This is a genomic window from Arthrobacter sp. SDR-2R (assembly GCF_057747955.1).
In genome coordinates this window covers 4,062,022-4,083,524 of sequence record NZ_CM173231.1, presented here as the reverse complement: position 1 = coordinate 4,083,524, position 21,503 = coordinate 4,062,022, and the positions used below count along the sequence as shown (strand labels likewise).

Annotated in this window: 18 protein-coding genes and 1 tRNA gene; 12 read left to right on the top strand and 7 right to left on the bottom strand. The window is 65.7% G+C overall.

Going from position 1 to position 21,503, the window contains the following annotated elements; translation table 11 throughout:
* Positions 1-3 precede the first annotated feature (3 nt).
* From AC3ANU_RS18835 to otsA, 4 genes are all read right to left on the bottom strand, one after another.
* Positions 4-1,422, bottom strand: a complete 1,419-nt coding sequence (locus AC3ANU_RS18835; RefSeq protein ID WP_018772049.1) for a DUF4032 domain-containing protein — start codon at positions 1,420-1,422, stop codon at positions 4-6.
* Between the two features lie 183 nt (positions 1,423-1,605).
* Positions 1,606-2,688, bottom strand: coding sequence for an ABC transporter ATP-binding protein (locus AC3ANU_RS18830; RefSeq protein WP_018772048.1), 1,083 nt, complete (start codon positions 2,686-2,688; stop codon positions 1,606-1,608).
* Positions 2,689-2,906: 218 nt separating this feature from the next.
* Entirely contained in the window at positions 2,907-3,740 is an 834-nt protein-coding gene (gene otsB / locus AC3ANU_RS18825; RefSeq protein WP_134166101.1) for a trehalose-phosphatase, read from the bottom strand.
* A complete protein-coding gene (gene otsA, locus AC3ANU_RS18820) occupies positions 3,730-5,232 on the bottom strand; it encodes an alpha,alpha-trehalose-phosphate synthase (UDP-forming) (protein WP_018772046.1) in 1,503 nt (500 codons plus the stop codon). The genes otsB and otsA overlap by 11 nt, the downstream gene beginning before the upstream one ends.
* A gap of 178 nt (positions 5,233-5,410) precedes the next feature.
* On the opposite strand from otsA, the gene AC3ANU_RS18815 reads away from it, so the two are divergent.
* From AC3ANU_RS18815 to AC3ANU_RS18795, 5 genes are all read left to right on the top strand, one after another.
* Entirely contained in the window at positions 5,411-6,298 is an 888-nt protein-coding gene (locus AC3ANU_RS18815) for a DsbA family protein (protein WP_018772045.1), read from the top strand.
* 149 nt (positions 6,299-6,447) lie between these two features.
* A tRNA-Thr gene (locus AC3ANU_RS18810) sits at positions 6,448-6,524 on the top strand.
* A 68-nt stretch (positions 6,525-6,592) separates the two neighbouring features.
* Positions 6,593-7,018: a ChaB family protein gene (locus AC3ANU_RS18805; protein WP_134166099.1), complete on the top strand. Its 426-nt coding sequence runs from the start codon at positions 6,593-6,595 to the stop codon at positions 7,016-7,018.
* A gap of 85 nt (positions 7,019-7,103) precedes the next feature.
* Positions 7,104-9,284, top strand: coding sequence for an elongation factor G-like protein EF-G2 (locus AC3ANU_RS18800; protein ID WP_488315068.1), 2,181 nt, complete (start codon positions 7,104-7,106; stop codon positions 9,282-9,284).
* A gap of 39 nt (positions 9,285-9,323) precedes the next feature.
* Positions 9,324-10,577: an MFS transporter gene (locus AC3ANU_RS18795; protein ID WP_056391193.1), complete on the top strand. Its 1,254-nt coding sequence runs from the start codon at positions 9,324-9,326 to the stop codon at positions 10,575-10,577.
* A 77-nt stretch (positions 10,578-10,654) separates the two neighbouring features.
* Here the strand turns inward: AC3ANU_RS18795 and mmsB are convergent, their stop codons facing one another.
* The 3 genes from mmsB to chvE form a co-directional block, all read right to left on the bottom strand.
* A complete protein-coding gene (mmsB, locus tag AC3ANU_RS18790; RefSeq protein WP_018772041.1) occupies positions 10,655-11,929 on the bottom strand; it encodes a multiple monosaccharide ABC transporter permease in 1,275 nt (424 codons plus the stop codon).
* A gap of 4 nt (positions 11,930-11,933) precedes the next feature.
* The gene (gene mmsA / locus AC3ANU_RS18785) at positions 11,934-13,463 is read right to left on the bottom strand and encodes a multiple monosaccharide ABC transporter ATP-binding protein (RefSeq protein WP_056391196.1); all 1,530 of its coding nucleotides are present in this window, start codon (positions 13,461-13,463) and stop codon (positions 11,934-11,936) included.
* Between the two features lie 106 nt (positions 13,464-13,569).
* Positions 13,570-14,697, bottom strand: a complete 1,128-nt coding sequence (gene chvE, locus AC3ANU_RS18780; RefSeq protein ID WP_142068633.1) for a multiple monosaccharide ABC transporter substrate-binding protein — start codon at positions 14,695-14,697, stop codon at positions 13,570-13,572.
* A gap of 266 nt (positions 14,698-14,963) precedes the next feature.
* Between chvE and araB the strand changes: the two genes are divergently transcribed.
* From araB to AC3ANU_RS18745, 7 genes are all read left to right on the top strand, one after another.
* The gene (araB, locus tag AC3ANU_RS18775; protein ID WP_156400198.1) at positions 14,964-16,718 is read left to right on the top strand and encodes a ribulokinase; all 1,755 of its coding nucleotides are present in this window, start codon (positions 14,964-14,966) and stop codon (positions 16,716-16,718) included.
* Positions 16,715-17,431: an L-ribulose-5-phosphate 4-epimerase gene (locus AC3ANU_RS18770; RefSeq protein WP_488315067.1), complete on the top strand. Its 717-nt coding sequence runs from the start codon at positions 16,715-16,717 to the stop codon at positions 17,429-17,431. The genes araB and AC3ANU_RS18770 overlap by 4 nt, the downstream gene beginning before the upstream one ends.
* Positions 17,432-17,487: 56 nt before the next feature.
* Complete coding sequence (gene araA / locus AC3ANU_RS18765) at positions 17,488-19,008, top strand: L-arabinose isomerase (protein WP_488315066.1); 1,521 nt, start codon at positions 17,488-17,490, stop codon at positions 19,006-19,008.
* Between the two features lie 48 nt (positions 19,009-19,056).
* A complete protein-coding gene (locus AC3ANU_RS18760; RefSeq protein ID WP_018772035.1) occupies positions 19,057-20,070 on the top strand; it encodes a LacI family DNA-binding transcriptional regulator in 1,014 nt (337 codons plus the stop codon).
* Positions 20,071-20,177: 107 nt separating this feature from the next.
* Entirely contained in the window at positions 20,178-20,381 is a 204-nt protein-coding gene (locus AC3ANU_RS18755) for a hypothetical protein (protein ID WP_018772034.1), read from the top strand.
* A 92-nt stretch (positions 20,382-20,473) separates the two neighbouring features.
* A complete protein-coding gene (locus AC3ANU_RS18750) occupies positions 20,474-20,776 on the top strand; it encodes a DUF4193 domain-containing protein (protein ID WP_026266196.1) in 303 nt (100 codons plus the stop codon).
* Positions 20,777-20,935: 159 nt separating this feature from the next.
* The gene (locus AC3ANU_RS18745; RefSeq protein WP_488315065.1) at positions 20,936-21,481 is read left to right on the top strand and encodes an AMIN-like domain-containing (lipo)protein; all 546 of its coding nucleotides are present in this window, start codon (positions 20,936-20,938) and stop codon (positions 21,479-21,481) included.
* The last annotated feature ends 22 nt before the right edge of the window (positions 21,482-21,503 follow it).

The following is a 21,503-nucleotide window of genomic DNA, read 5'->3' as shown; positions in this document are numbered from 1 at the left end:
GACTCAGTCGTCCGAATCCGGGTATTCGTCCACCGATTCGTCTTCGCCGTAACGGGACTCCTCGGTCTCCACCTCAAGGATTTTCAGCAGCTCGGTATCAGGGTTCAGCATGATCGCGGCCTCGTCCCGGCGGTGCCGGAGGATCGAGTCGATGTAGGACTGGACAGCTTCCGCCAGCGGAATGTGGCGCTCCTGCTTCTCGGACATGTACCACCGGTGCTCCAGGACCTCGTGGACCACCTCGGCGTGCTCCAGTTTGCCGGACAGGTCCCGGGGAATGGCGCGCACGATCGGTTCGAAGATCTGGCTGACCCACAGGTGGGCGCTGTATTCCTCATCCATGTCCGGGTTGTTGTCCGCCCGGAAGGAGTCCATGTCATTGAGGAGGCGGCGGGCCTGGTTCTCCTGGGCGTCCAGGCCGGTAAGCCGCAGCAGCCGCCGCTGGTGGTGCCCCGCGTCCACCACCTTGGGCTGGAGCTGGATGGTGGAGCCGTTCTGGGTGGTCTTTATGGCGTATTCCTCGACGTCGAAGCCGAGTTCGTTCAGGCGCCGGATGCGGGCGCTCACCCGCCAGCGTTCGCCCAGCTCAAAGGATTCCTTCTCCGTCAGCTCGGCCCACAGCCGCCGGTAGCTGTCCATGATCAGCTCACTGGTGGCCACGGGGTCCACCTTTTCCTCGATGAGACCGCCATCCAGGAGGTCCATCAGCTCGCCGGCGATGTTCACCCTGGCGATCTCAAGGTCGTATTCGCGCTGGCCGGTGGAGAGGTCGGGGTAGAGCTCACCGGTTTCGGCGTCCACCAGGTAGGCGGCAAACGCGCCGGCGTCGCGGCGGAACAGGGTGTTGGACAGCGAGACGTCGCCCCAGTAGAACCCGATCAGGTGCAGCCGCACCATGAGCAGCGCCTGGGCGTCGATGAGGCGGGTCAGGGTGTCCTTGCGCAGCATCTGCGAAAACAGTGCGCGGTACGGCATGGAGAATTTCAGGTGCCGGGTCACCAGGACGGGGTTCAGCGGGCGTCCGTCAGGGGTGGTGCGGCCGGTGATCACGGCCACGGGCTCCACGCAGGGGACGTCCAGCCGGGCCAGCTTGCGCAGCATGTGGTACTCGTGCCGGGCCACATGCTCGGAGGTTTCCTTGATGGCAATCACCGAGCCGCCAAGGTGGGCGAAGCGCACGATGTGCCGGGAGATGCCCCGGGGGAGTGCGGCCAGGTACTGCGCCGGCCACTCCTCGAGGGCGATGTGCCAGGGCAGGTCCAGCAGCTCCGGATCCGCCGCTGCGGCGGTGATGCTCAGCGAGGAGGCTACCGAAGCGGCCTTGTTCTCGTCGGCGCTGGCGGCCACGAACCGCGGGAGCTTACCCACCTGGGCATAGTCTGTGGGTTCGTCATGCCACTGGGCGCTGTGTTCCTCGGTCATGGGCTCAATTCTTCCGTACTCAGGGCAGGGACGGTAAATCCTGTGCGGCCATGGTTAAAGGCCGACGGCGGCCCGCACCGTTGCGAAAAGGTGCGGACCGCCGTCAGTTACGCGCGTGGGTGGGCCCACGCCGGCAGGGTTCCCTGACCGAAGCGAAGCGAGGTTAGGGTGCCGGTGGGAAGTTTAGTCGCCCAGGCGCAGGCCGGTCTTCGTGTCGAAGAGGTGCACGTGGCCGGACTGCGGACGGACGTAGATGACCTCGCCCTTCATCGGGGGGCGGCGGCCATCGACACGGGCCACGATGTCGTGGTCCTTGCCGTCCAGCGTGGTGTGGCCGTAGACGTAGGCATCGGCGCCGAGCTCTTCGACGACATCCACCTCAACCTTCAGGCCTTCGCCGTGCGGAGCGGTTTCTAGGTCCTCGGGACGGCTGCCCAGCGTAACCGTGGAGCCGTGTGCCTCTTCGAGGACGTCGCGCGGCACGGGGTAGACGGTGCCGCCGAACTGGACGCCGCCGTCGACGACGGGAAGTTCCAGCAGGTTCATGGCGGGGGAGCCGATGAAGCCGGCAACGAAGACGTTCTTGGGGCGGTCGTAGAGGTTGCGGGGGGTGTCCACCTGCTGCAGCAGGCCGTCCTTCAGCACGGCGACGCGGTCGCCCATGGTCATGGCCTCGACCTGGTCGTGCGTGACGTAGACGGTGGTGACGCCCAGGCGGCGGGTCAGGGATGCGATCTGGGTGCGGGTCTGGACACGGAGCTTGGCGTCCAGGTTGGACAGCGGCTCATCCATGAGGAAGACCTGGGGGTTACGGACGATTGCGCGGCCCATGGCAACACGCTGGCGCTGGCCGCCGGAGAGTGCCTTCGGCTTGCGGTCCAGGTACTGCTCAAGGTCAAGGAGCTTTGCGGCTTCGCGGACGCGCTCGGCGCGCTCTTCCTTGGAGACGCCGGCGATCTTCAGGGCGAAGCCCATGTTGTCGGCCACAGTCATGTGCGGGTACAACGCGTAGTTCTGGAAAACCATCGCGATGTCGCGGTCCTTCGGCGGAACATCGGTGACGTCACGGTCACCGATCAGGATGCGGCCTGCGTTGACGTCCTCCAGGCCGGCGAGCATGCGCAGGGAGGTGGACTTGCCGCAGCCGGAGGGTCCAACGAGGACCAGGAATTCGCCATCGGCGATGTCGATGTTGAGCTTATCGACGGCGGGCTTATCTGTGCCCGGGTACAGACGCGTAGCGTTATCAAAAGTAACTGTAGCCACAGTTATCAATCCCTTCACCGGCAGGTACGTGCCGGACGATCCGTTGTGAATGGTTCATGTTTATTCAGTTGTGTTCCCACAAAATGCTCCGCGGCTTTGCGCGGAGCACCACGTGACGCCGCACGGTTGTTGTGCGCCACATCACACCCAAGAGTATGCCAGAAGTTGCTTCTTTTACCGCAAATGTTACGGATGTCACATGTGCTTCCGGCCACGGGCTATCCGGAAGCGGCCTGGGGGTCTTCCTCGGCGACGGCGATGCTCCGCTCCTGGAGCAGGGCTTCCAGCAGCTCCGCGATATGGACAGGCGCCTCCACCCGGTATTGGGCCTGGGTGAAATCGAGGCCAACCTTGACCCCTACGTCGCCTGGTTCAAGCCGGCCGAAAGCGTCCTCGTCCGTCACGTCATCACCGGCGAACAGCACGGCAGTGGCCCCGGTGGCCTGCCGCAGGAAGCTGACGCCTTCGCCCTTGGAGGCATTGACCACGGAGGTCTCCAGGACGCGCTTGCCCTCCTTGAGGAAGACGCCCTTTCGCTCCTGGAGCACCGACCGGGCTGCTGACACCGCGTCCTCGGCCACGTCATCCGCAGCCAGTCGGGTGTGCAGGACGACGCCGGCGGGCTTGTATTCCAGGGACGTGCCAGGCGCCTCCGCGACGATAGCCGCCAACTCGGCGCGCACCTCTTCAAGGAGGGTCTTCTGGCCGTCGTCCAGCGTCAGTTCCGTGGAGCCCGGCCCAAGCCAGGCTTCGGCCCCATGGCTGCCAATCAGCAGGGTGTCCACGGGCGGGGACGCCACCTCGCGCAGGCTGGCGAGGGCGCGCCCGGAGATGAGTGCCGTCGTCGTGCGTGGAAGCACGGCGAGCCCCGCGAGCGCCGCAGCTGAGCGTGGAAGTGGCCGCGCATCCTGGGCGCGGCCCACGATGGGGGCGATGGTCCCGTCAAAGTCCATGGCCACCAGCAGGTGCTCCGTACCGGCAATGCGGTGCAGCGCTTCCCGCAGTTCGGGGGTGAGCGCCAGCGCTGCCTTGGTGTGGCCGTCAGGAGTCATCGCGGACCACCTTCTCGTTCAGTGCGTTTAGGAAGTCGGCGGACCAGTGGTCCACGTCGTGTTCGAGGATTTGCTTCCGCATGGCCCGCATCCTGCGGCCGGACTCCCGCGGCTGCATCTCCACGGCACGCATGATGGCGCTCTTGAGGCCGTCGATGTCGTGCGGGTTCATCAGCAGTGCCTGCTTGAGCTGGTCGGCTGCGCCGGCGAACTCACTGAGGACCAGCGCGCCGTCGTTGTTGGTGCGCGCCGTGACGTATTCCTTGGCGACCAGGTTCATGCCGTCCCGAAGGGCCGTGACCAGCATGACGTCGGCGGCAAGGTACAGCGCCACCATCTCCTCCACGGGGTAGCTGTGGTGCAGGTAGCGGACGGCGGTGTTCTCGATGGTGTCGTAGGTGCCGTTGATGTGGCCCACCGTGCCCTCCACCTCCTCACGCAGGAGCCGGTACTGCTCGACGCGTTCGCGGCTGGGGCTGGCCACCTGGATCAGGGTGGCGTCTCCAACCGAGAGCTTGCCGTCTGCCAGGAGCTCCTCGAAGGCTTTAAGCCGGTGCCTGATGCCCTTGGTGTAATCCAGTCGGTCGACGCCGAGCAGGATGGTCTTCGGGTTCCCCAGATCCTGGCGGATCTGGCGGGCGCGCTCAATGATGTCCGGCCTGGCGGCTAACTCGCTGATGTGCTTGACGTCGATGGAGATGGGGAAGGCCTGTGCCCGGGCAATGTGTGTGACCTGCCCGTCCTGGCCCTTTACGTGGACCTGCTGCTGCTTAACGCTGGCACCGAGGAAACGGCGTGCGGAGCGCATGAAGTTTCCGGCATCGCTGGGCCGCTGGAAACCCACCAGGTCTGCGCCGAGGAGTCCGTCGATGATGGCCTGGCGCCACGGCAGCTGGGCAAAGATCTCCGGCGGAGGAAACGGGATGTGGTTGAAGAATCCGATGCGCAGGTCCGGCCGCGCCTCGCGCAGCATGCGGGGCACCAGTTGGAGCTGGTAATCCTGCACCCACACGGTGGCGCCTTGGTCCGCATGCTGTACGACGGCGTCGGCGAACCTGCGGTTGACCCTTCGGTAGGCGTCCCACCAGGTGCGGTGGAACTCCGGCGGGGCAATGACGTCATGGTAGAGCGGCCAGAGGGTGGCGTTGGAAAACCCCTCGTAGTACAGCTCCACGTCGTCGTTGCTGAGCTGGACCGGGACGAGGTCCATGCCGCCGTGGCTGAAGGGTTTGACAGTCTCGTCCGGCGCGCCGTGCCATCCGACCCAGGCGCCGTCTGTCTTGGTCATCATGGGGGCCAGGGCGGTCACCAGTCCCCCGGGGGAGCGGCGCCAGCCAGACTCGTCATCACCGGCATCCCCTGCCGCGACCCGGTCAACAGGCAGCCTGTTGGAGACCACCATGAAGTCGTACTTCGTATGGCCGGCATGGCTGGGACCGGAGCTGCCGGCCGTTGCTTTGCCGGCGGGTTTTTCCTGGACGGGTGTTTGCATTGCTGCCCCCTGGGGTTGCTTGTGCCTCTTAGCCACCCTAGCCGGACGGAATCATCGGGGCTATTCGTCCGTTGGTCAAGCCGGTGGAATGGTTGAAACCGCAAGCGCTCAGCTTTCTCCCCTAAAATGTTGGAGTGCCACGAAGTGGTCCCCCTACGTCGACCGACCCAAGGAACTCATGAGCCCCGCAAACGAAGTACGTAAGTCCAAGGCTGAGCGAACCGCGGAGGCGCGGGAAAAGGCGCGCCTGATCAGGGAAGAGCAGCTGAAGAAGGACAAGCGCAACAAGCTGCTGATCGGCTGGGGCATCGTGGCGGCAGTGGTGGCCATCCTGGTGGTGGTGGCGCTGGTGGTGACGAACAGCCTCAAGCAGAACGCCCCCATTGCGGACCAGGGCCCCACGCCTGCCAACGCCAACGTGCATGGCGGCGTCACTTTGCTGGCCAATACGGATGTGGCCAAGTCGGAACCGGCCACGGTTGACGCCGCCTCCCTGGGGGACGCGCCGAAGACGGCGCCCGCCGAGGTAGTGGCTCCCGGCGCCGAAGCGGAGGCGGGCAAGCCGGTCAAGGTGGTCCTCTACATCGACTTCATCTGCCCCATCTGCAAGAACTTCGAGACCCAGTACAACGACCAGCTCACGTCGCTGCGCAACGAAGGCAAGATCACCGTTGAGTACCGGGCCCTCGGATTCCTGGACAGCCGGTCCACCACCAACTACTCATCCCGGGCCGCCAACGCAGCAGCGTGCGTGGTCAACGAATCCCCGGAGAAGTACTCCGATTTCGTCAACGCATTGTTCGCCAAGCAGCCGGCGGAAGGCAGCGCAGGCCTTTCCGACAGTGATTTGAAGAAGATGGCGTCCGACATGGGCGTCAACATCGGTTCCTGCGTCGATGACAAGACCTACCGCCCGTTCGTGAAGTTCACCACGAAGGAGGCCGCGGCCATCGGCGTCACCGGTACGCCCACCGTGTTCGTGGACGGCAAGCAGTGGGGCAAGGGCGACAGCGCGCAGACGCCATTCCCGGACTTCCTGCAGGCAGCCATTGCCGCCAAGGGCTAAGGATTCCCAGCCAGGGCAGGGGCCCGCTCCGGACCGTTTCCGGGGCGGGCCCCTGCCGCATTCACCGGCGGTAGTCCGGCGTTTTTACGCCCGGGGGGAGTTGGGCTAACCTTATCTAGCGCCTTCACGGTGCACGCCCGCAGGGGCGCGCCTCCTTAGCTCAGTTGGCCAGAGCACCGCTCTTGTAAAGCGGGGGTCGTCGGTTCGAATCCGACAGGGGGCTCCATTCAACCTCCGGGTTTAAGCTGGATCCATCCACATAATCAGCGTGCTGACTAAAGGAGGATGGGTGCCATGCCCAAGACCGGCAAGAACGATCATGCCCGCAAGGAAGAACTTCCTTCCACCCTGCAGCGTTCTGAGCAAAAGGCGCAGGACACATTCGCCAAGACCTATGATTCCGCCCTTGAGTCGTACGACCAGGATGAGCAGCGGGCGGCCCGCGCAGCATACGCATCCCTGAAGCACAGCTACGAGAAGGTGGGCGACCACTGGGAGCCCAAGGAAAAAAGGGGCCCGTCGGACAAGCGCGCAGAACAGGGCATCCGCTCCTCCGAACCCACCGCGGGCGGAGTCAACGCCAATGCGTCCAAGGACCACCTCTACAAACTGGCCAGGGAACTGGACGTCAAAGGCCGCTCGAAGATGGACAAGGGTGAATTGGTCAAGGCCATCCAGAAGGCCAACGACGCCGCCACCCGCAAAGCCCGCAGCAAATAGCCTGTGCTCTTGCCGTCCTGCCGTCCAAGGTGTCGAATCAGAGGGACACGTCAGGTCGGGTCGGCGATGATGCCAGGAGGTTCCAATGTCGGTGAAGAGCACCAAGGAGTCAGCGCGGGCGGGAGGCGGCAGGAACGGGCCTGAGTCAAAGCGCGCCGACCAAGCCACCGGCATCGCGGCCCAGGACCCGGCGCGGATCCGGAACGTGGCCCTGGTGGGTCACTCGGGCGCCGGGAAAACAATGCTGATCGAGGCGCTGCTGGCAGCCAACGGCATGATCACGCGCAAAGGCTCCATCGCCGACGGATCCACGGTCAGCGACTCGGACCCCGCCGCGGTTCACCAGCAGCGCTCCGTCACCCTGTCCCTGGTGCCCCTTATGGTGGACGAGACCAAAGTGAACCTCCTGGATACACCGGGCTACCCCGACTTCATTGGTGAGCTGCGGGCGGGGCTGCGCGCCTCCGATGCTGCCCTCTTCATAGTGTCGGCCGTGGACGGAATCGACGCCACCACCACCGCCCTGTGGGGCGAGTGCGCGCACATGCTGCTGCCACGCGCCGTCGTGATCACCCGGCTGGACCACCCGCGGGCAGATTACGACGGCGCCGTGGCCGCCTGCCGCAAAGCGTTCGGCGACGGCGTGCTGCCGCTGTGTGTCCCATTGCCCTCAGCAGAGGAGGCCGCCGGGCCGCTGTCCCTGCTGGGCCTGCTGTCCCGGGAGGTAACGGACTACTCCTCCGCCGAGGCAACCCCTGAGGTCCGGGCCGCCACACCGGATGAACTCGCGGCTGCCGGGCCTGCCCGGGGCGCACTCATCGAGGGCATCATCGCCGAAAGCGAAGACGAAACGCTGATGGACCGCTACCTGGAAGGCGAGGACATCGACACCGGAGTGCTCGCAGCAGACCTGGAAACCGCCGTCGCACGTGGCTCGTTCTTTCCCGTGCTGCCCACGTCCGCCGTCACTGGGCTGGGGACCGCCGAACTGCTGGACCTGCTGGTCCGCGCCTTTCCGCCGCCAGGGGAGCGCAGCCTGCCGGACACCACCGACCTCGCGGGGGAACCGGCCGGAAGCCTGTCCTGCGATCCGTCCGGCCCCCTCGCCGCCGAGGTGGTGCGCACCTCCAACGATCCCTTCCTGGGCCGCATCTGCCTGGTGCGGGTGTTCAGCGGCACACTCCGGGAAGACTCGCCGGTCCACGTGGGCGGCCACGGCCTGGCCGACCGGGGTCACCAGGACCATGACACCGATGAACGGGTGACCCATATCTACTCACCGCTGGGTGCTACCCTTCGCCCCGTCCCCTTTTGCGTGGCGGGGGACATGTGTGCCCTGGCGAAGCTGGGCAGCGCCGAAACCGGCGACACCATTTCCGCCCGGGAAAGCCCGCTGTTGCTCGCCACGTGGGAAATGCCTGAGCCGCTGCTGCCGGTTGCCGTGGAAGCCGATTCCCGCAGCGACGAGGACGCGCTGGCCCGCAGCCTGGGCCGGATAGCGGCGGGTGACCCCACCTTGCGGGTGGACCGGAACGCCGAAACGCATCAGCTGGTCCTCTGGTGCATGGGCGAGGCGCACGCGGAGGTGGTCCTGGACAGGCTGCGCGAACAGGGAGTGAAACTGCACACCGTGGACGTGGTGACGCCGCTGCGGGAAACCTTTGCCACCGCCGCCTCCGGCCACGGCCGCCATGTTAAACAGTCCGGCGGACACGGCCAGTACGCCGTGTGCGACATCGAGGTGGAACCGCTGGAGCGCGGCGCGGGGTTCGAGTTCGTGGACAAGACGGTGGGCGGCGTGATCCCGGGAACGTTCATCCCGTCCATTGAGAAGGGCGTCCGGGCCCAAATGGACAAGGGCGTCGCCGCGGGCTTTCCCGTAGTTGACCTGCGGGTCACCCTGGTGGGCGGCAAGGCCCACAGCGTGGATTCGTCGGATGCGGCGTTCCAGGCGGCCGGGGCGCTGGCGCTCCGGGAGGCCGCGGCAGCAGGAAGGATCCAGCTGCTGGAGCCGGTGTCATCCGTCTCCATCACGGTCGCCGATGAACATGTGGGCACAGTGATGAGTGATTTGTCCGGCCGGCGGGGACGCCTCACCGGCACCACCTCTTCCGGTGAGGGCCTCACGGAGATCAGCGCCGAAGTCCCGGACCAGGAACTCCTGCGGTATGCGGTGGAACTGCGGGCGCTGACCGCCGGCACCGGGCGCTTCCGCCGCCAGTACCTGCGCCATGACCCCGTACCCCCTAATTACAGCCCATCCTGAGCCCGCCATGGCAGGAACAGATACAGGGAACGGCCGCCGGTGAACGCCGCAGCACGAAAGATCCAGACCGTATACCTGACGCTGACGTTGGGCAACACCCTTGCGGCGTCGTTCATTTGGGGCATCAATACGCTGTTCCTGCTCGACGCCGGGCTGACCAACCTGGAAGCCTTCGCTGCAAACGCCTTCTTCACTGCCGGGATGGTGCTTTTCGAGGTTCCCACCGGGGTAGTCGCGGACAGCTGGGGGCGCCGGACCTCCTTCCTGCTGGGCACCGTAACCCTGGCAGGATCCACCTACCTCTATTACCTGCTGTGGCAGTTGTCCGCACCGTTCTGGTGGTGGGCCGGGGTGTCGGCGCTGCTGGGGCTTGGCTTCACCTTCTTTTCGGGGGCAGTGGAAGCCTGGCTGGTGGACGCCCTGCACTTCTCCGGTTACGACGGCGGCCTGGAAGCGGTCCTGGGCCGCGGCCAGATGGTTTCCGGGATCGCCATGCTGGCAGGGTCAGTGGCCGGCGGCGTCATCGCGCAGGCAACGAACCTGGGCGTGCCGTTCCTGCTGCGCGTCGCGGTGCTGGTGGCAATGTTCGCGGTGGCCTTCCTGCTCATGCACGACGTCGGCTTCACCCCGGAGCGTTCGGCCCACCCGGTGCAGGCCACGCGGGCTGTCCTGCGCGCCTCGCTGGACGGCGGCCTGCGGAACCCGCCGGTGAGGTACATGATGCTGGCTGCGCCGTTCACCGAGGGCGTGGGATTCTATGTCTTCTATGCCCTCCAGCCTTACCTGCTGCAGCTCTTCGGAGATCCCAGGGCCTACGCCATCGCAGGCCTGGCAGCGGCCATTGTTGCCGGCGCGGACATCCTGGGCGGCTGGCTGGCTCCGCTGGTCCGGAAACTGGTCCGCCGGCGCACCACCGTCCTGATCATTTCAACCATCACCAGCTCGGTGGTCCTGGTGGTGCTCCTGGCCACCAGCATCTTCTGGCTGGCACTGGTGCTCCTGGCACTCTGGGCCGTGGTGGCCTCCGCCGGAACCCCCGTGCGCCAGGCCTACCTGAACGACATGATCGGCTCGAAACAGCGGGCAACCGTCCTGAGCTTCGCCTCGCTCATGGGGTCCAGTGGGGGAGTGGTGGTGCAGCCGGCGCTCGGCAGGGCCGCAGACCTCTACGGCTACCCGGCATCGCTCGCATTGGGCGGCGCGGTGCAGCTGCTGGCGGCACCCTTCATCCTCCTCAGCCGCCGCCGGCGCTCGCCGGCAGATGTTGCTACCGGGCTCGCGGCAGCGCCCTGAGCCGCAAAGACCCGGGCCCCGGACGTGATGTCCAAGGCCCGGGTCTGCATGGAGCAGCGCCGCGGCCGCGGTAGCCGCTACTTGACGCCTACGGTTTCGCTGGCCGCTGGCGTCGGCTTTTCCTCGGCGGGCGGGGGCGTGGTCTTCAGCTTGAACCGCTTGCCGAGGTCACCACCGCCGCCGCTGCGGTTCTTGTTGAAGATGTCGAAGCCGACGGCGACAAGGAGTACCAGGCCCTTGATGAGCTGCTGGTAATCGGTGCCCAGGCCCAGGATGGACATGCCGTTGTTGAGCACGCCCATGATCAGGCCACCGATCATGGCTCCCGCGACTGTTCCGATGCCACCGGTAACGGCGGCGCCGCCGATGAAGGCCGCGGCGATGGAGTCCAGTTCGAAGCCTGTTCCACCGGCGGGCTGTGCCGAGTTGAGCCGCGCAGTGAAGACCAGGCCTGCCAGTGCGGCGAGCACGCCCATGTTCACGAAGAGCCGGAACGTGACGGCCTTGGTCTTGATGCCTGACAGTTCAGCTGCATGGAGGTTGCCGCCGATGGCGTACGTGTGCCGCCCGAAGACGCTGTTGCTCATCAGGGCGGTGTAGGCGATCACCAGGACCGCCAGGACCACCAGGACGATCGGCGTGCCGCGGTAGGAGGCCAGCAGGAAGGTGATGATGAGCATGAGCAGCGCCGTGAAGGCGGTTTTGATGACGAACCAGACCAGGGGTTCGCTTTCGAGATCGAACTTCCTGCGGATCCTGCGCTCCTTGAGGGCCTGGATCAGCAGTGCCACCGTAGCGCCGACACCCAGGATGACGGTGAGCCATTCCAGGACGGAGGTGCCGCCGGAGATGTCCGGAAGGAAACCGCCGCCCAGGGCCCGCAGTTCGGCGGGGAAGGGGGTGATCTGCTGGTTCTTGAGGGTGATGAGCGTGAGTCCGCGGAAGATCAGCATGCCCGCCAGCGTGACGATGAAGGCCGGGATCCCCACATAGGCGATCCAGTAGCCCTGCCAGGCGCCCACAAGGGCACCCACCACCAGGCAGGCAGGGATTGCGGCCCACCACGGCCAGCCCCAGTGCACGATCATGACGCCGGCCACCGCGCCGATGAACCCGGCAACGGATCCGACGGAAAGATCAATGTGCCCGGCGATGATCACCATCACCATGCCGATGGCCAGGATGAGGATGTAGCTGTTCTGGACCACCAGGTTGGTGACGTTCTGCGGTTCCAGCAGGATCCCGCCGGTCAGCCCCTGGAATAGCAGGACGATCAGGATCAGGGCAACGAAGATGCCAACCTGGCGGAGGCGGCTGGTGAGGAATCCGAGCGATTCTCGTAAGGCGGACATTTCGCTATTCCTTCTCTTTGGTCATGTAGTGCATCAGGGTTTCCTGGGTGGCCTCGGCGATGGGGACTTCGCCGGTGATGTGGCCGGCGGCGAGGGTGTAGATGCGGTCGCAGATGCCCAGGAGTTCGGGAAGTTCCGAGGAAATGACGATCACGGCTTTTCCTTCGGCCGCCAGTTTGGCGATGATCGTGTAGATCTCGAATTTTGCCCCGACGTCGATCCCGCGGGTGGGTTCATCGAGGATGAGCACGTCCGGGTCGGAGAACATCCATTTGCTGAGCACCACCTTCTGCTGGTTGCCGCCGGAGAGCTTGCCGGTGATGGCGGCCACCGAGGGCGCTTTGATGTTCATGCTCTTCCGGTAGCCGTTGGCCACCACGGTCTCCTGGTTCTTGTCCACGAAGCCGCGTTTGGCGAGCTTGCGCAGCGCTGCAAGGGAGATGTTGCGCTTGATGTCCTCGATGAGGTTCAGGCCGTAGTGCTTGCGGTCCTCGGTGGCGTAGGCGATGCCGTGGCGGATGGCGTCGGAGACGGTGGAGGTGTTGATTTCCTCGCCGTACTTATAGACCTTGCCGGACATTGCGGTGCCGTAGGTTCGGCCGAAGACGCTCATGGCGAGTTCGGTGCGCCCGGCGCCCATCAGCCCGGCAAGTCCCACCACCTCGCCCTTCCTGACATGCAGGTTGGCGTTGCGGACCACCATGCGGCTGTGGTCCTGGGGATGCCGGACGGACCAGTCCTCGATCCGGAGGACTTCCTCACCGATGTTCGGCTCGCGGTCCGGGTACAGGCTCTCCAGGTCGCGGCCCACCATGCCGCGGATGATGCGTTCCTGGGTGATCTGGCCTTCATCGAGCCGGAGGGTCTCAATGGTTTTGCCGTCCCGGATGATGGTGACGGCGTCGGCCACCTTGCGGATTTCATTGAGTTTGTGGCTGATGATGATGCTGGTTACCCCCTGGCCCTTCAGATGGAGGATCAGGTCCAGCAGGTGGCCGGAATCCTCGTCGTTGAGGGCGGCCGTGGGCTCGTCCAGGATGAGCAGCTTCACTTCCTTGGACAGCGCCTTGGCGATCTCCACGAGTTGCTGCTTGCCCACGCTGATGTGCTGGACGGGGGTGACGGGGTTTTCGTCGAGGCCCACGCGGGCCAGCAGCTTTGCTGCCTCCAGGTTGGTCTTGCGCCAGTCCACCCATCCGTTGGTGGCCTGTTCATTGCCAAGGTAGATGTTCTCAGCGATGGAGAGGTACGGGCTCAGCGCCAGTTCCTGGTGGATGATCACGATGCCCCGCTTCTCGCTGTCCGAGATGCTGGAGAAGTTGCAGGGTTCGTTTTCGAAGAGGATTTCCCCTTCGAAGCTGTTGTGTGGATAGACGCCGGACAACACTTTCATGAGCGTTGATTTGCCGGCGCCGTTTTCGCCGCAGATGGCGTGGACCTCTCCACGGTTCACATCGAGGGTGACGTCCTGCAGCGCTTTCACGCCGGGGAAGGTCTTGGTGATTCCTCGCATTTGAAGAATGGGTGTGTTCATCGTCAATTCCCACTGACTGGTCGAAGCTTGGCCGTCCTGCTGCTGCAGGAGGTTGCGGGCGGGGCTGCGGCCGGATGGAGGTCCGGCCACAGCCCCCGGACGCTGACTACTTGACGTCGGCGTCGGTGTAGTAACCCGAGTCGATCAGTTCCTTCTTGTAGTTGTCCTTGGTGATGATCACGGACTTCAGCAGGAAGGCCGGAACAACCTTGACCTTGTTGTTGTAGGTCTTGGTGTCGTTGGTTTCAGGTTCCTGGCCCTTGAGGACGGCGTCGACCATCTTGACGGCCTGTGCGCCGAGCTGGCGGGTGTCCTTAAAGATGGTGGAGTACTGCTCGCCCGCGACGATGGACTTCACGGAGCCCTTTTCGGCGTCCTGGCCGGTGACCACCGGAAGGCTTCCCTTGGCGTAGCCGCCGGTGCTGGTGAGGGCGGAGATGATGCCGATGGACAGGCCGTCGTACGGGGAAAGGACGCCGTTCAGCTTGGTGCCCGAGCTGTAGGCGGAGGTGATGATGTCCTCCATGCGCTTCTGCGCCACGGGTGCCTGCCAGCGAAGGATGGCGGCCTGCTCAAACTTGGTCTGGCCGCTGGGGACCTTCAGGGTGCCGGCATCCATGTAGGGCTTGAGGGTGTCCATGGCGCCGGTCCAGAAGAAGTTGGCGTTGTTGTCGTCCGGGCTTCCGGCGAAAAGTTCGATGTTGAAGGGGCCCTTGCCGTCCACCTTCTTGCCGCTCGCGTCGACCAGCCCCAGGCCGGTCAGCAGCGAGGTGGCCTGCTGGACGCCCACGGTGTAGTTGTCGAACGTGGTGTAGTAGTCCACGTTCGGAGTGCCGTTGATAAGGCGGTCGTAGGCGATGACCTTGACGTTCTGCTCCTTGGCCTTGGCCAGGACGTCGGTCAGGGTGGTGCCGTCGATGGCAGCGATGATCAGGGCCTTGGCGCCCTTGGTCAGCATGTTTTCGATCTGCGAGACCTGCGTGGGGATGTCGTCGTTGGCGAACTGGAGGTCCGTCTTGTAGCCGAGGTCTTTCAGGGACTTCTCAACATTGGCGCCGTCGGCGATCCACCGTTCAGATGTCTGGGTTGGCATCGAGATGCCAACCAGCGAGTCGCTGGGCTTCGCTGCGCCGCTGGATTCGCTGGTTCCGCCACGGGAGCCGCAACCGGTGGCTCCCACGGTCAGGGCGAGGACAAGGGCCACCGCGCCCATGAGTTTTTTGATTCTCACCATAATCTCCTTCCGCGGCAGCATTGCCGCGAAGTGTTGTTGGGCCGGGAAGCAACGGTGCTCCCGGTCCTGGCCACATGGTTGATGTGTCGGTTCAATATAGACTGATTTGTGAACGCTAACAAGAGCCTTCTCCCGGAAACTCCGAAATCTTTCGATGGCATTGACTTCTTCTTTGTTAGCGTTCACACTTGCTGCAGCACTTAGCTCGACCCTGACCCTACAAAACCGGTAATGAGGCCGCTTGCCTCCCGGATGGAGGCAACCCCATGCCAGATGCGCTATTTACTTCCAGCTCCGACCCCCGCCACGACCACTGCGTGGTCGGCGTGGACTTCGGGACCCTGTCCGGCCGCGCCGTGGTGGTGCGGGTCCGCGACGGCAAGGAGCTTGGGAGCGCCGTCCATGAATATCCCCATGCGGTGGTGACCGGCTCCCTGCCCGGTGACGTGGCGGGCGACGACGGCACGCGGCTTCCCGGCGAATGGGCGCTTCAGGTGCCCAACGACTACCGGGACGTCCTGCGCACCGCCGTTCCTGCCGCGGTGGCTGACGCGGGGATCGACCCGGCCGCCGTCGTCGGCATTGCCACCGACTTCACCGCCTGCACCATGGTGCCCGTGAAGGCCGATGGCACGCCGCTGAACGAATTGCCGGGCTATGCCAACCGCCCGCATGCCTACGTGAAGCTCTGGCGCCACCACGCCGCCCAGGGGCAGGCCGACCGGATCAACCGGCTGGCGGCCGAACGCGGCGAAGACTGGCTTCCGCGGTACGGCGGCCTGATCTCGTCCGAGTGGGAATTCGCCAAAGGCCTGCAGCTGCTGGAAGAGGACCCGGAGGCCTACGCCGAAATGGACCACTGGGTGGAGGCGGCCGACTGGATCGTCTGGCAGCTGTGCGGCCGCTACGTCCGCAACGCCTGCACCGCCGGCTACAAGGGCATCTACCAGGACGGGCGGTACCCCTCGGAGGATTTCCTGGCCGCCCTGAATCCGGACTTCAAGGACTTTGTCAGTTCCAAGCTGGAGCACACGATCGGGCGGCTGGGGGACGCCGCAGGGACCCTGACGGCGGAGGCTGCAGCCTGGACCGGGCTGCCGGAGGGCATCGCCGTGGCCGTGGGAAACGTTGACGCCCACGTCACTGCCCCTGCTGCCAAGGCCGTGGAATCCGGCCAGCTGGTGGCTATCATGGGCACCTCCACCTGCCATGTGATGAACGGCAGCGAACTGCGTGAAGTGCCGGGAATGTGCGGGGCAGTGGACGGCGGCATCGTGCCCGGCCTGTGGGGTTACGAGGCCGGTCAGTCCGGTGTGGGGGACATCTTCGGCTGGTTCACCAGGTACGGCGTCCCGCCCGAATACCATGAGGCTGCCGGGGACGCGGGGCTGGGAATCCACGAGTACCTCACCGGACTGGCGTCGCGGCAGGCCATCGGGGAGCACGGCCTGATCGCGCTCGACTGGCACTCGGGCAACCGCTCGGTGCTGGTGGACCACGAGCTGTCCGGCATCGTGGTGGGCCAGACCCTTGCCACCCGGCCCGAGGACACCTACCGTGCCCTGCTGGAAGCCACGGCCTTCGGAACCCGCACCATCGTGGACGCGTTCCGCGACGCCGGGGTTCCGGTCAGGGAATTCATCGTGGCCGGTGGCCTGCTCAAGAACAGGCTGCTGATGCAGATCTACGCGGACGCCACCGGCCTGCAGCTGTCCACTATCGGCTCGGAGCAGGGCCCGGCCCTGGGATCGGCCATCCACGCCGCCGTGGCCGCGGGTGAATACGCGGACATCCGGGAAGCCGCCGCCGCCATGGGCGCCGAACCCGGCGAGGTCTACACGCCGATCCCGGAAAACGTTGCCGCGTACGAGGAACTGTTCCAGGAATACAAGGCACTGCACGACTACTTTGGCCGCGGCGGCAATGACGTGATGCACCGGCTCAAGGCCATCCAGCGCAAAGCCGCCCGGGCCAGCCTGCCCGGCTCCGCCGCCGAACCTGCCGTGGGGGTCTCCGCATGAGCACCGACACCGGGATCCTGGAAACCATCGCCCGGATCCGGGAGGACGTGTGCGCCCTGCACGCTGAGTTGACGCGCTACGAACTGGTGGTGTGGACCGCAGGCAACGTTTCCGCCCGGGTGCCGGGCACCGACCTCATGGTTATCAAGCCCTCCGGGGTCGCCTACCAGGACCTGACCCCGGAGCAGATGATCGTGACGGACCTGCACGGCATGCCCGTCAGGGGCACCAACGTCGGTGGCGGCGGGACCGTGGACTGGGGCAACCCGCCGCTGTCGCCGTCGTCGGACACCGCAGCGCACGCCTACGTGTACCGGCACATGCCGGAGGTGGGGGGCGTGGTGCACACCCACTCCACCTACGCCACTGCCTGGGCTGCCCGGGGGGAGGCCATTCCGTGCGTGCTGACCATGATGGGCGATGAGTTCGGCGGCTCCATCCCGGTGGGCCCATTCGCGCTGATCGGGGACGACTCGATCGGCCACGGGATCGTGGAGACGCTGAAGAACTCCAATTCACCGGCGGTCCTGATGCAGAACCACGGCCCCTTCACCATCGGCAAGGACGCCCGCTCCGCGGTGAAGGCCGCCGTGATGTGCGAGGAAGTGGCCCGCACCGTCCACATCTCCCGCCAGCTGGGCGAACCGCTGCCCATCGACCAGGGCTCCATCGACTCCCTCTATGCCCGCTACCAGAACGTCTACGGCCAATAAACAACACAGGCCAGTAATCCACGGCGCCGTCATTACACAACTTCCCAGGAGAATCCATGAGCACCGCAGCAAGCACCTCCCTCGACGGCTACGAGGTCTGGTTCCTCACCGGCAGCCAGCACCTGTACGGGGAGGAGGTCCTCAAGCAGGTGGCCGCCCAGTCGCAGGAGATCGCCAACCAGCTCAACGCCAATTCCGCCGTCCCGGTCAAGATCGTCTGGAAGCCGGTCCTCACCGATTCGGATGCCATCCGGCGCACCGCCCTGGAGGCGAACGCCGATGATTCGGTGATCGGTGTGACCGCCTGGATGCACACGTTCAGCCCGGCCAAGATGTGGATCCAGGGCCTGGACCTGCTGCGTAAGCCCCTGCTGCACCTGCACACCCAGGCCAACCGGGACCTGCCGTGGGCGGACATCGACTTCGACTTCATGAACCTGAACCAGGCCGCGCACGGCGACCGCGAGTTCGGGTACATCCAGTCCCGCCTGGGCATCGCCCGGAAGACCGTCGTCGGGCATGTCTCCAACCCCGAGGTGGCACGCCAGGTGGGCTCCTGGCAGCGCGCCGCCGCCGGCTGGGCCGCCGTCCGCACCCTTAAGCTGACACGCTTCGGGGACAACATGCGCAACGTCGCCGTCACCGAAGGCGACAAGACCGAGGCGGAGCTGCGCTTCGGCGTCGCCGTGAACACCTGGTCCGTCAACGAGCTCGCGGACGCCGTGCACGGCGCGGCGGAGGCCGACGTCGACGCGCTGGTGGCGGAATATGCGGACCTTTACGACGTGGTGCCGGAGCTCCGCGCAGGCGCGGCCAGGCATGAATCGCTGCGGTACGGCGCCCGGATCGAGCTGGGCCTGCGCAGCTTCCTGGAGGGCAACGGCTCCGCCGCGTTCACCACCTCCTTCGAGGACCTGGGCGCCCTGCGGCAGCTTCCCGGCCTTGCGGTCCAGCGGCTCATGGCCGCCGGCTTCGGCTTTGGCGCCGAAGGCGACTGGAAGACCGCCATCCTGGTGCGCGCCGCGAAGGTGATGGGTGCCGGCCTGCCCGGCGGTGCCTCCCTGATGGAGGACTACACGTACCACCTGGAGCCCGGGTCCGAGAAGATCCTGGGCGCCCACATGCTGGAAGTTTGCCCCTCCCTCACGGCGTCGAAGCCGCGCCTGGAAATCCACCCGCTGGGCATCGGCGGCAAGGAGGACCCGGTCCGCCTGGTGTTCGACGCCGATGCCTCCCCGGGCGTCGTCGTCGCCCTGTCCGACATGCGGGACCGTTTCCGCCTGGTAGCCAACGCCGTCGACGTCGTTCCCCTGGACCAGCCGCTGCCAAACCTGCCCGTGGCCCGCGCCCTGTGGGAGCCCAAGCCGGACTTCGCAACCTCCGCAGCAGCCTGGCTCACGGCCGGCGCTGCCCACCACACCGTGCTCTCCACCCAGGTGGGCATGGACGTGTTCGAAGACTTCGCCGAGATCGCCAAAACCGAACTGCTGACCATTGACCACGACACCACCATCCGGCAGTTCAAGAAGGACCTGAACTGGAACGCCGCCTACTACAAGCTGGCAGGCGGGATCTGATCCAATGGCACGGCTGAGCTCCCGGCGCCCGCCACGGACAACAACCCCGTGACGCACGGCAAACCACGCCGGCTGCCGAGGCTTGAGGACGTGGCGGAGCTGGCCGGGGTCTCACACCAGACCGTGTCACGGGTGGTCAACAACCACCCCAACGTGAGCCCGGGGACGCGGGAAAAAGTGGAAGCGGTGATAGCCCGGCTCGGCTACCGCCGCAACACCGCAGCCCGGAGCCTGGTCACCCGGCGCTCGCAGACCATAGGGGTCCTGGGCAGCGAGCTCTCCCAGTACGGTCCTGCCAATACATTGCTGGGCGTGGAACGCGCTGCGAGGGACGCCGGATATTTCGTCAGCGTCGCCGCGTTGCGGGAGGTCAGCCGGGACGCGATCCTGGACGCCGTCAGGCACTTCCTGGACCAGTCGGTGGACGGCATCGTGGTGATCGTTCCGCACCTTGAGACGCTGGCCGCCCTGGCGGAACTTCCCATCGGGGTCCCGGTGGTGGCCGTTGGACCCGAGGGGAATGACACTGTTGGCGGCGTCAGGGTGGACCAGCGCCGCGGGGCCGAACTCGCCGTGCGGCACCTCATTGGGCAGGGGCACGTCAGGATCGGGCACGTCGCGGGCCCGCAGGACTGGATCGATGCCGTGGCGCGTGCCGACGGCTGGCGGTCCACCCTTGCCTCCGCAGGACTCGAGGCGGACCTGATCATCGAAGGTGACTGGAGCGCCGGCAGCGGCTACGCCATCGGCCGGCGGATCGCGGCCACCCGCCGGGCCACCGCCCTCTTCGTGGGCAACGACCAGATGGCCCTGGGAGTCCTGCGCGCCCTGACCGAGGCCGGCATCAAAGTGCCGCAGGACGTGTCCGTGGTGGGCTTCGACGACCAGCCCGAGGCCGGCTATTTCAGTCCGCCGCTGACGGTGGTCCGGCAGGACTTCGAGGAACTGGGCCGGCGGTGCATGCAGATGATGTTGACGGCGTTCAGCGGCGCGGAAGGACCCCGGACACTTGTCGTGGAGCCGGAACTCGTCCTGCGCAGCAGCACGGCACCGCCCGCCTGAAGAACCCGCCTGCCGAATCCGGCCGGAGATCCTGCCGGCAGCTGATTTAATCCGGGGGAGACCGGCGCGAAACGTGGCCACAACAATCGCTGCGTAGTTTTCAGTGCATGACGGCTACCCTGCTCATCCGGCTCCGCGACTGGCTGCTGGACACCTTCACCTACGAATCCGAGTCCAGTGCCGCCGGCGCCATGGCCGACGCCACCCGGTGGGGCTGGCTTCCGGCCTTGAGCGGAGTGTCCCTCGGTGCCGACCAGGCCCGGTCCGGGCATGCAGGAACAGCGGGCGGAAGCGGCAGAATGTCTGCTTAGCCACACTATTGCGCCGGTAGCGCGATAATGCCCTAAACTGCTGCACTGAGGTGCCTGAAATGGCGCTGCGCAGCAACGAAAGTGAACACGCTATGGCTACCGATTACGATGCTCCACGCAAGCAGGAAGAAGAGTCGCCGGCCGACTCTCTCGAGGCCCTCCAGGCGTCACGGGGCGGCAACGCGCAGACCGCGGTTATCGATGTCGACGAGAACGACACCGCTGAAGGCATCGACCTGCCCGGCGCCGATCTGTCCAATGAGGAACTGACCGTCATTGTGGTTCCCGAGCAGTCCGATGAGTTCACCTGCTCGTCGTGCTTCCTGGTCCGGCACCGCTCCCAGGTTGCCCGTGAAAAGGACGGCCTGAAGTACTGCCGCGACTGCGAAGGCTGAGTGTCTTCCTGATTTTTGCCGGCGCCGGCCACCTCCCCGAGGTGGCCGGCGCTGCTTTGTCCCCGGACGCCGTCGTTATCAAAATGCCCCCTCGTTTCCCGGTCCGGACACTCCTACGCTGGAAGCATCCAATGGTCTTTAGTCGTGGATGGCACTGCTATGAAGAAGTTCCTCACCTGGCTCGCGGCAATCCTGTTGGCTTCCGGGCTGGGAATCGTGGTCCAGGCACCCGCCTCGGCGGCGCCCTACTGCGGCCTCACATGGGGCTCCCTTGCGAAGACCGGGCAGGATACGGGGACCGCATCGGTCACCAATGTCCGGACCGGGCAGCACTACTGCTTCGACCGGCTGGTGGTGGACCTCAACGGGCCCCCCGTGTCCTACACGGTGCAGTATGTGCCGCGGATTGAGCAGGAAGGCTCCGGGGCCTTCATCCCGGTACGGGGCGGCGCGCGCCTGCATATCAGCATCAAGGCGCCGTCCTACGACCAGAACGGCAACCCCACCTACAACCCGGCGGACAAGGCTGAACTCAGCAACGTGGCCGGCTACCAGACGTTCCGCCAGGTGGTTTCGGCCGGAAGCTTCGAGGGGTACACAAGCCTCGGTCTGGGCGTCCGGGCCCGCCTGCCGTTCCGGGTCTTCACCCTGGCCGGTCCCGGCCCGGGCTCGCGCCTGGTGATCGACGTGGCGCACTACTGGTGAAAACGAAAAAGGTGCCGTGCCC

Excerpts from the sequence above, each read along its gene's own strand:
- AC3ANU_RS18835 (WP_018772049.1), bottom strand. The coding sequence starts at position 1,422 with ATGACCGAGGAACACAGCGCCCAGTGGCATGACGAACCCACAGACTAT.
- otsB (WP_134166101.1), bottom strand. The coding sequence starts at position 3,740 with ATGACTCCTGACGGCCACACCAAGGCAGCGCTGGCGCTCACCCCCGAA.
- otsA (WP_018772046.1), bottom strand. The coding sequence starts at position 5,232 with ATGCAAACACCCGTCCAGGAAAAACCCGCCGGCAAAGCAACGGCCGGC.
- AC3ANU_RS18815 (WP_018772045.1), top strand. The coding sequence starts at position 5,411 with ATGAGCCCCGCAAACGAAGTACGTAAGTCCAAGGCTGAGCGAACCGCG.
- AC3ANU_RS18805 (WP_134166099.1), top strand. The coding sequence starts at position 6,593 with ATGCCCAAGACCGGCAAGAACGATCATGCCCGCAAGGAAGAACTTCCT.
- AC3ANU_RS18800 (WP_488315068.1), top strand. The coding sequence starts at position 7,104 with ATGTCGGTGAAGAGCACCAAGGAGTCAGCGCGGGCGGGAGGCGGCAGG.
- mmsB (WP_018772041.1), bottom strand. The coding sequence starts at position 11,929 with ATGTCCGCCTTACGAGAATCGCTCGGATTCCTCACCAGCCGCCTCCGC.
- mmsA (WP_056391196.1), bottom strand. The coding sequence starts at position 13,463 with ATGAACACACCCATTCTTCAAATGCGAGGAATCACCAAGACCTTCCCC.
- chvE (WP_142068633.1), bottom strand. The coding sequence starts at position 14,697 with ATGGTGAGAATCAAAAAACTCATGGGCGCGGTGGCCCTTGTCCTCGCC.
- araB (WP_156400198.1), top strand. The coding sequence starts at position 14,964 with ATGCCAGATGCGCTATTTACTTCCAGCTCCGACCCCCGCCACGACCAC.
- AC3ANU_RS18770 (WP_488315067.1), top strand. The coding sequence starts at position 16,715 with ATGAGCACCGACACCGGGATCCTGGAAACCATCGCCCGGATCCGGGAG.
- araA (WP_488315066.1), top strand. The coding sequence starts at position 17,488 with ATGAGCACCGCAGCAAGCACCTCCCTCGACGGCTACGAGGTCTGGTTC.
- AC3ANU_RS18755 (WP_018772034.1), top strand. The coding sequence starts at position 20,178 with ATGACGGCTACCCTGCTCATCCGGCTCCGCGACTGGCTGCTGGACACC.
- AC3ANU_RS18750 (WP_026266196.1), top strand. The coding sequence starts at position 20,474 with ATGGCTACCGATTACGATGCTCCACGCAAGCAGGAAGAAGAGTCGCCG.
- AC3ANU_RS18745 (WP_488315065.1), top strand. The coding sequence starts at position 20,936 with ATGAAGAAGTTCCTCACCTGGCTCGCGGCAATCCTGTTGGCTTCCGGG.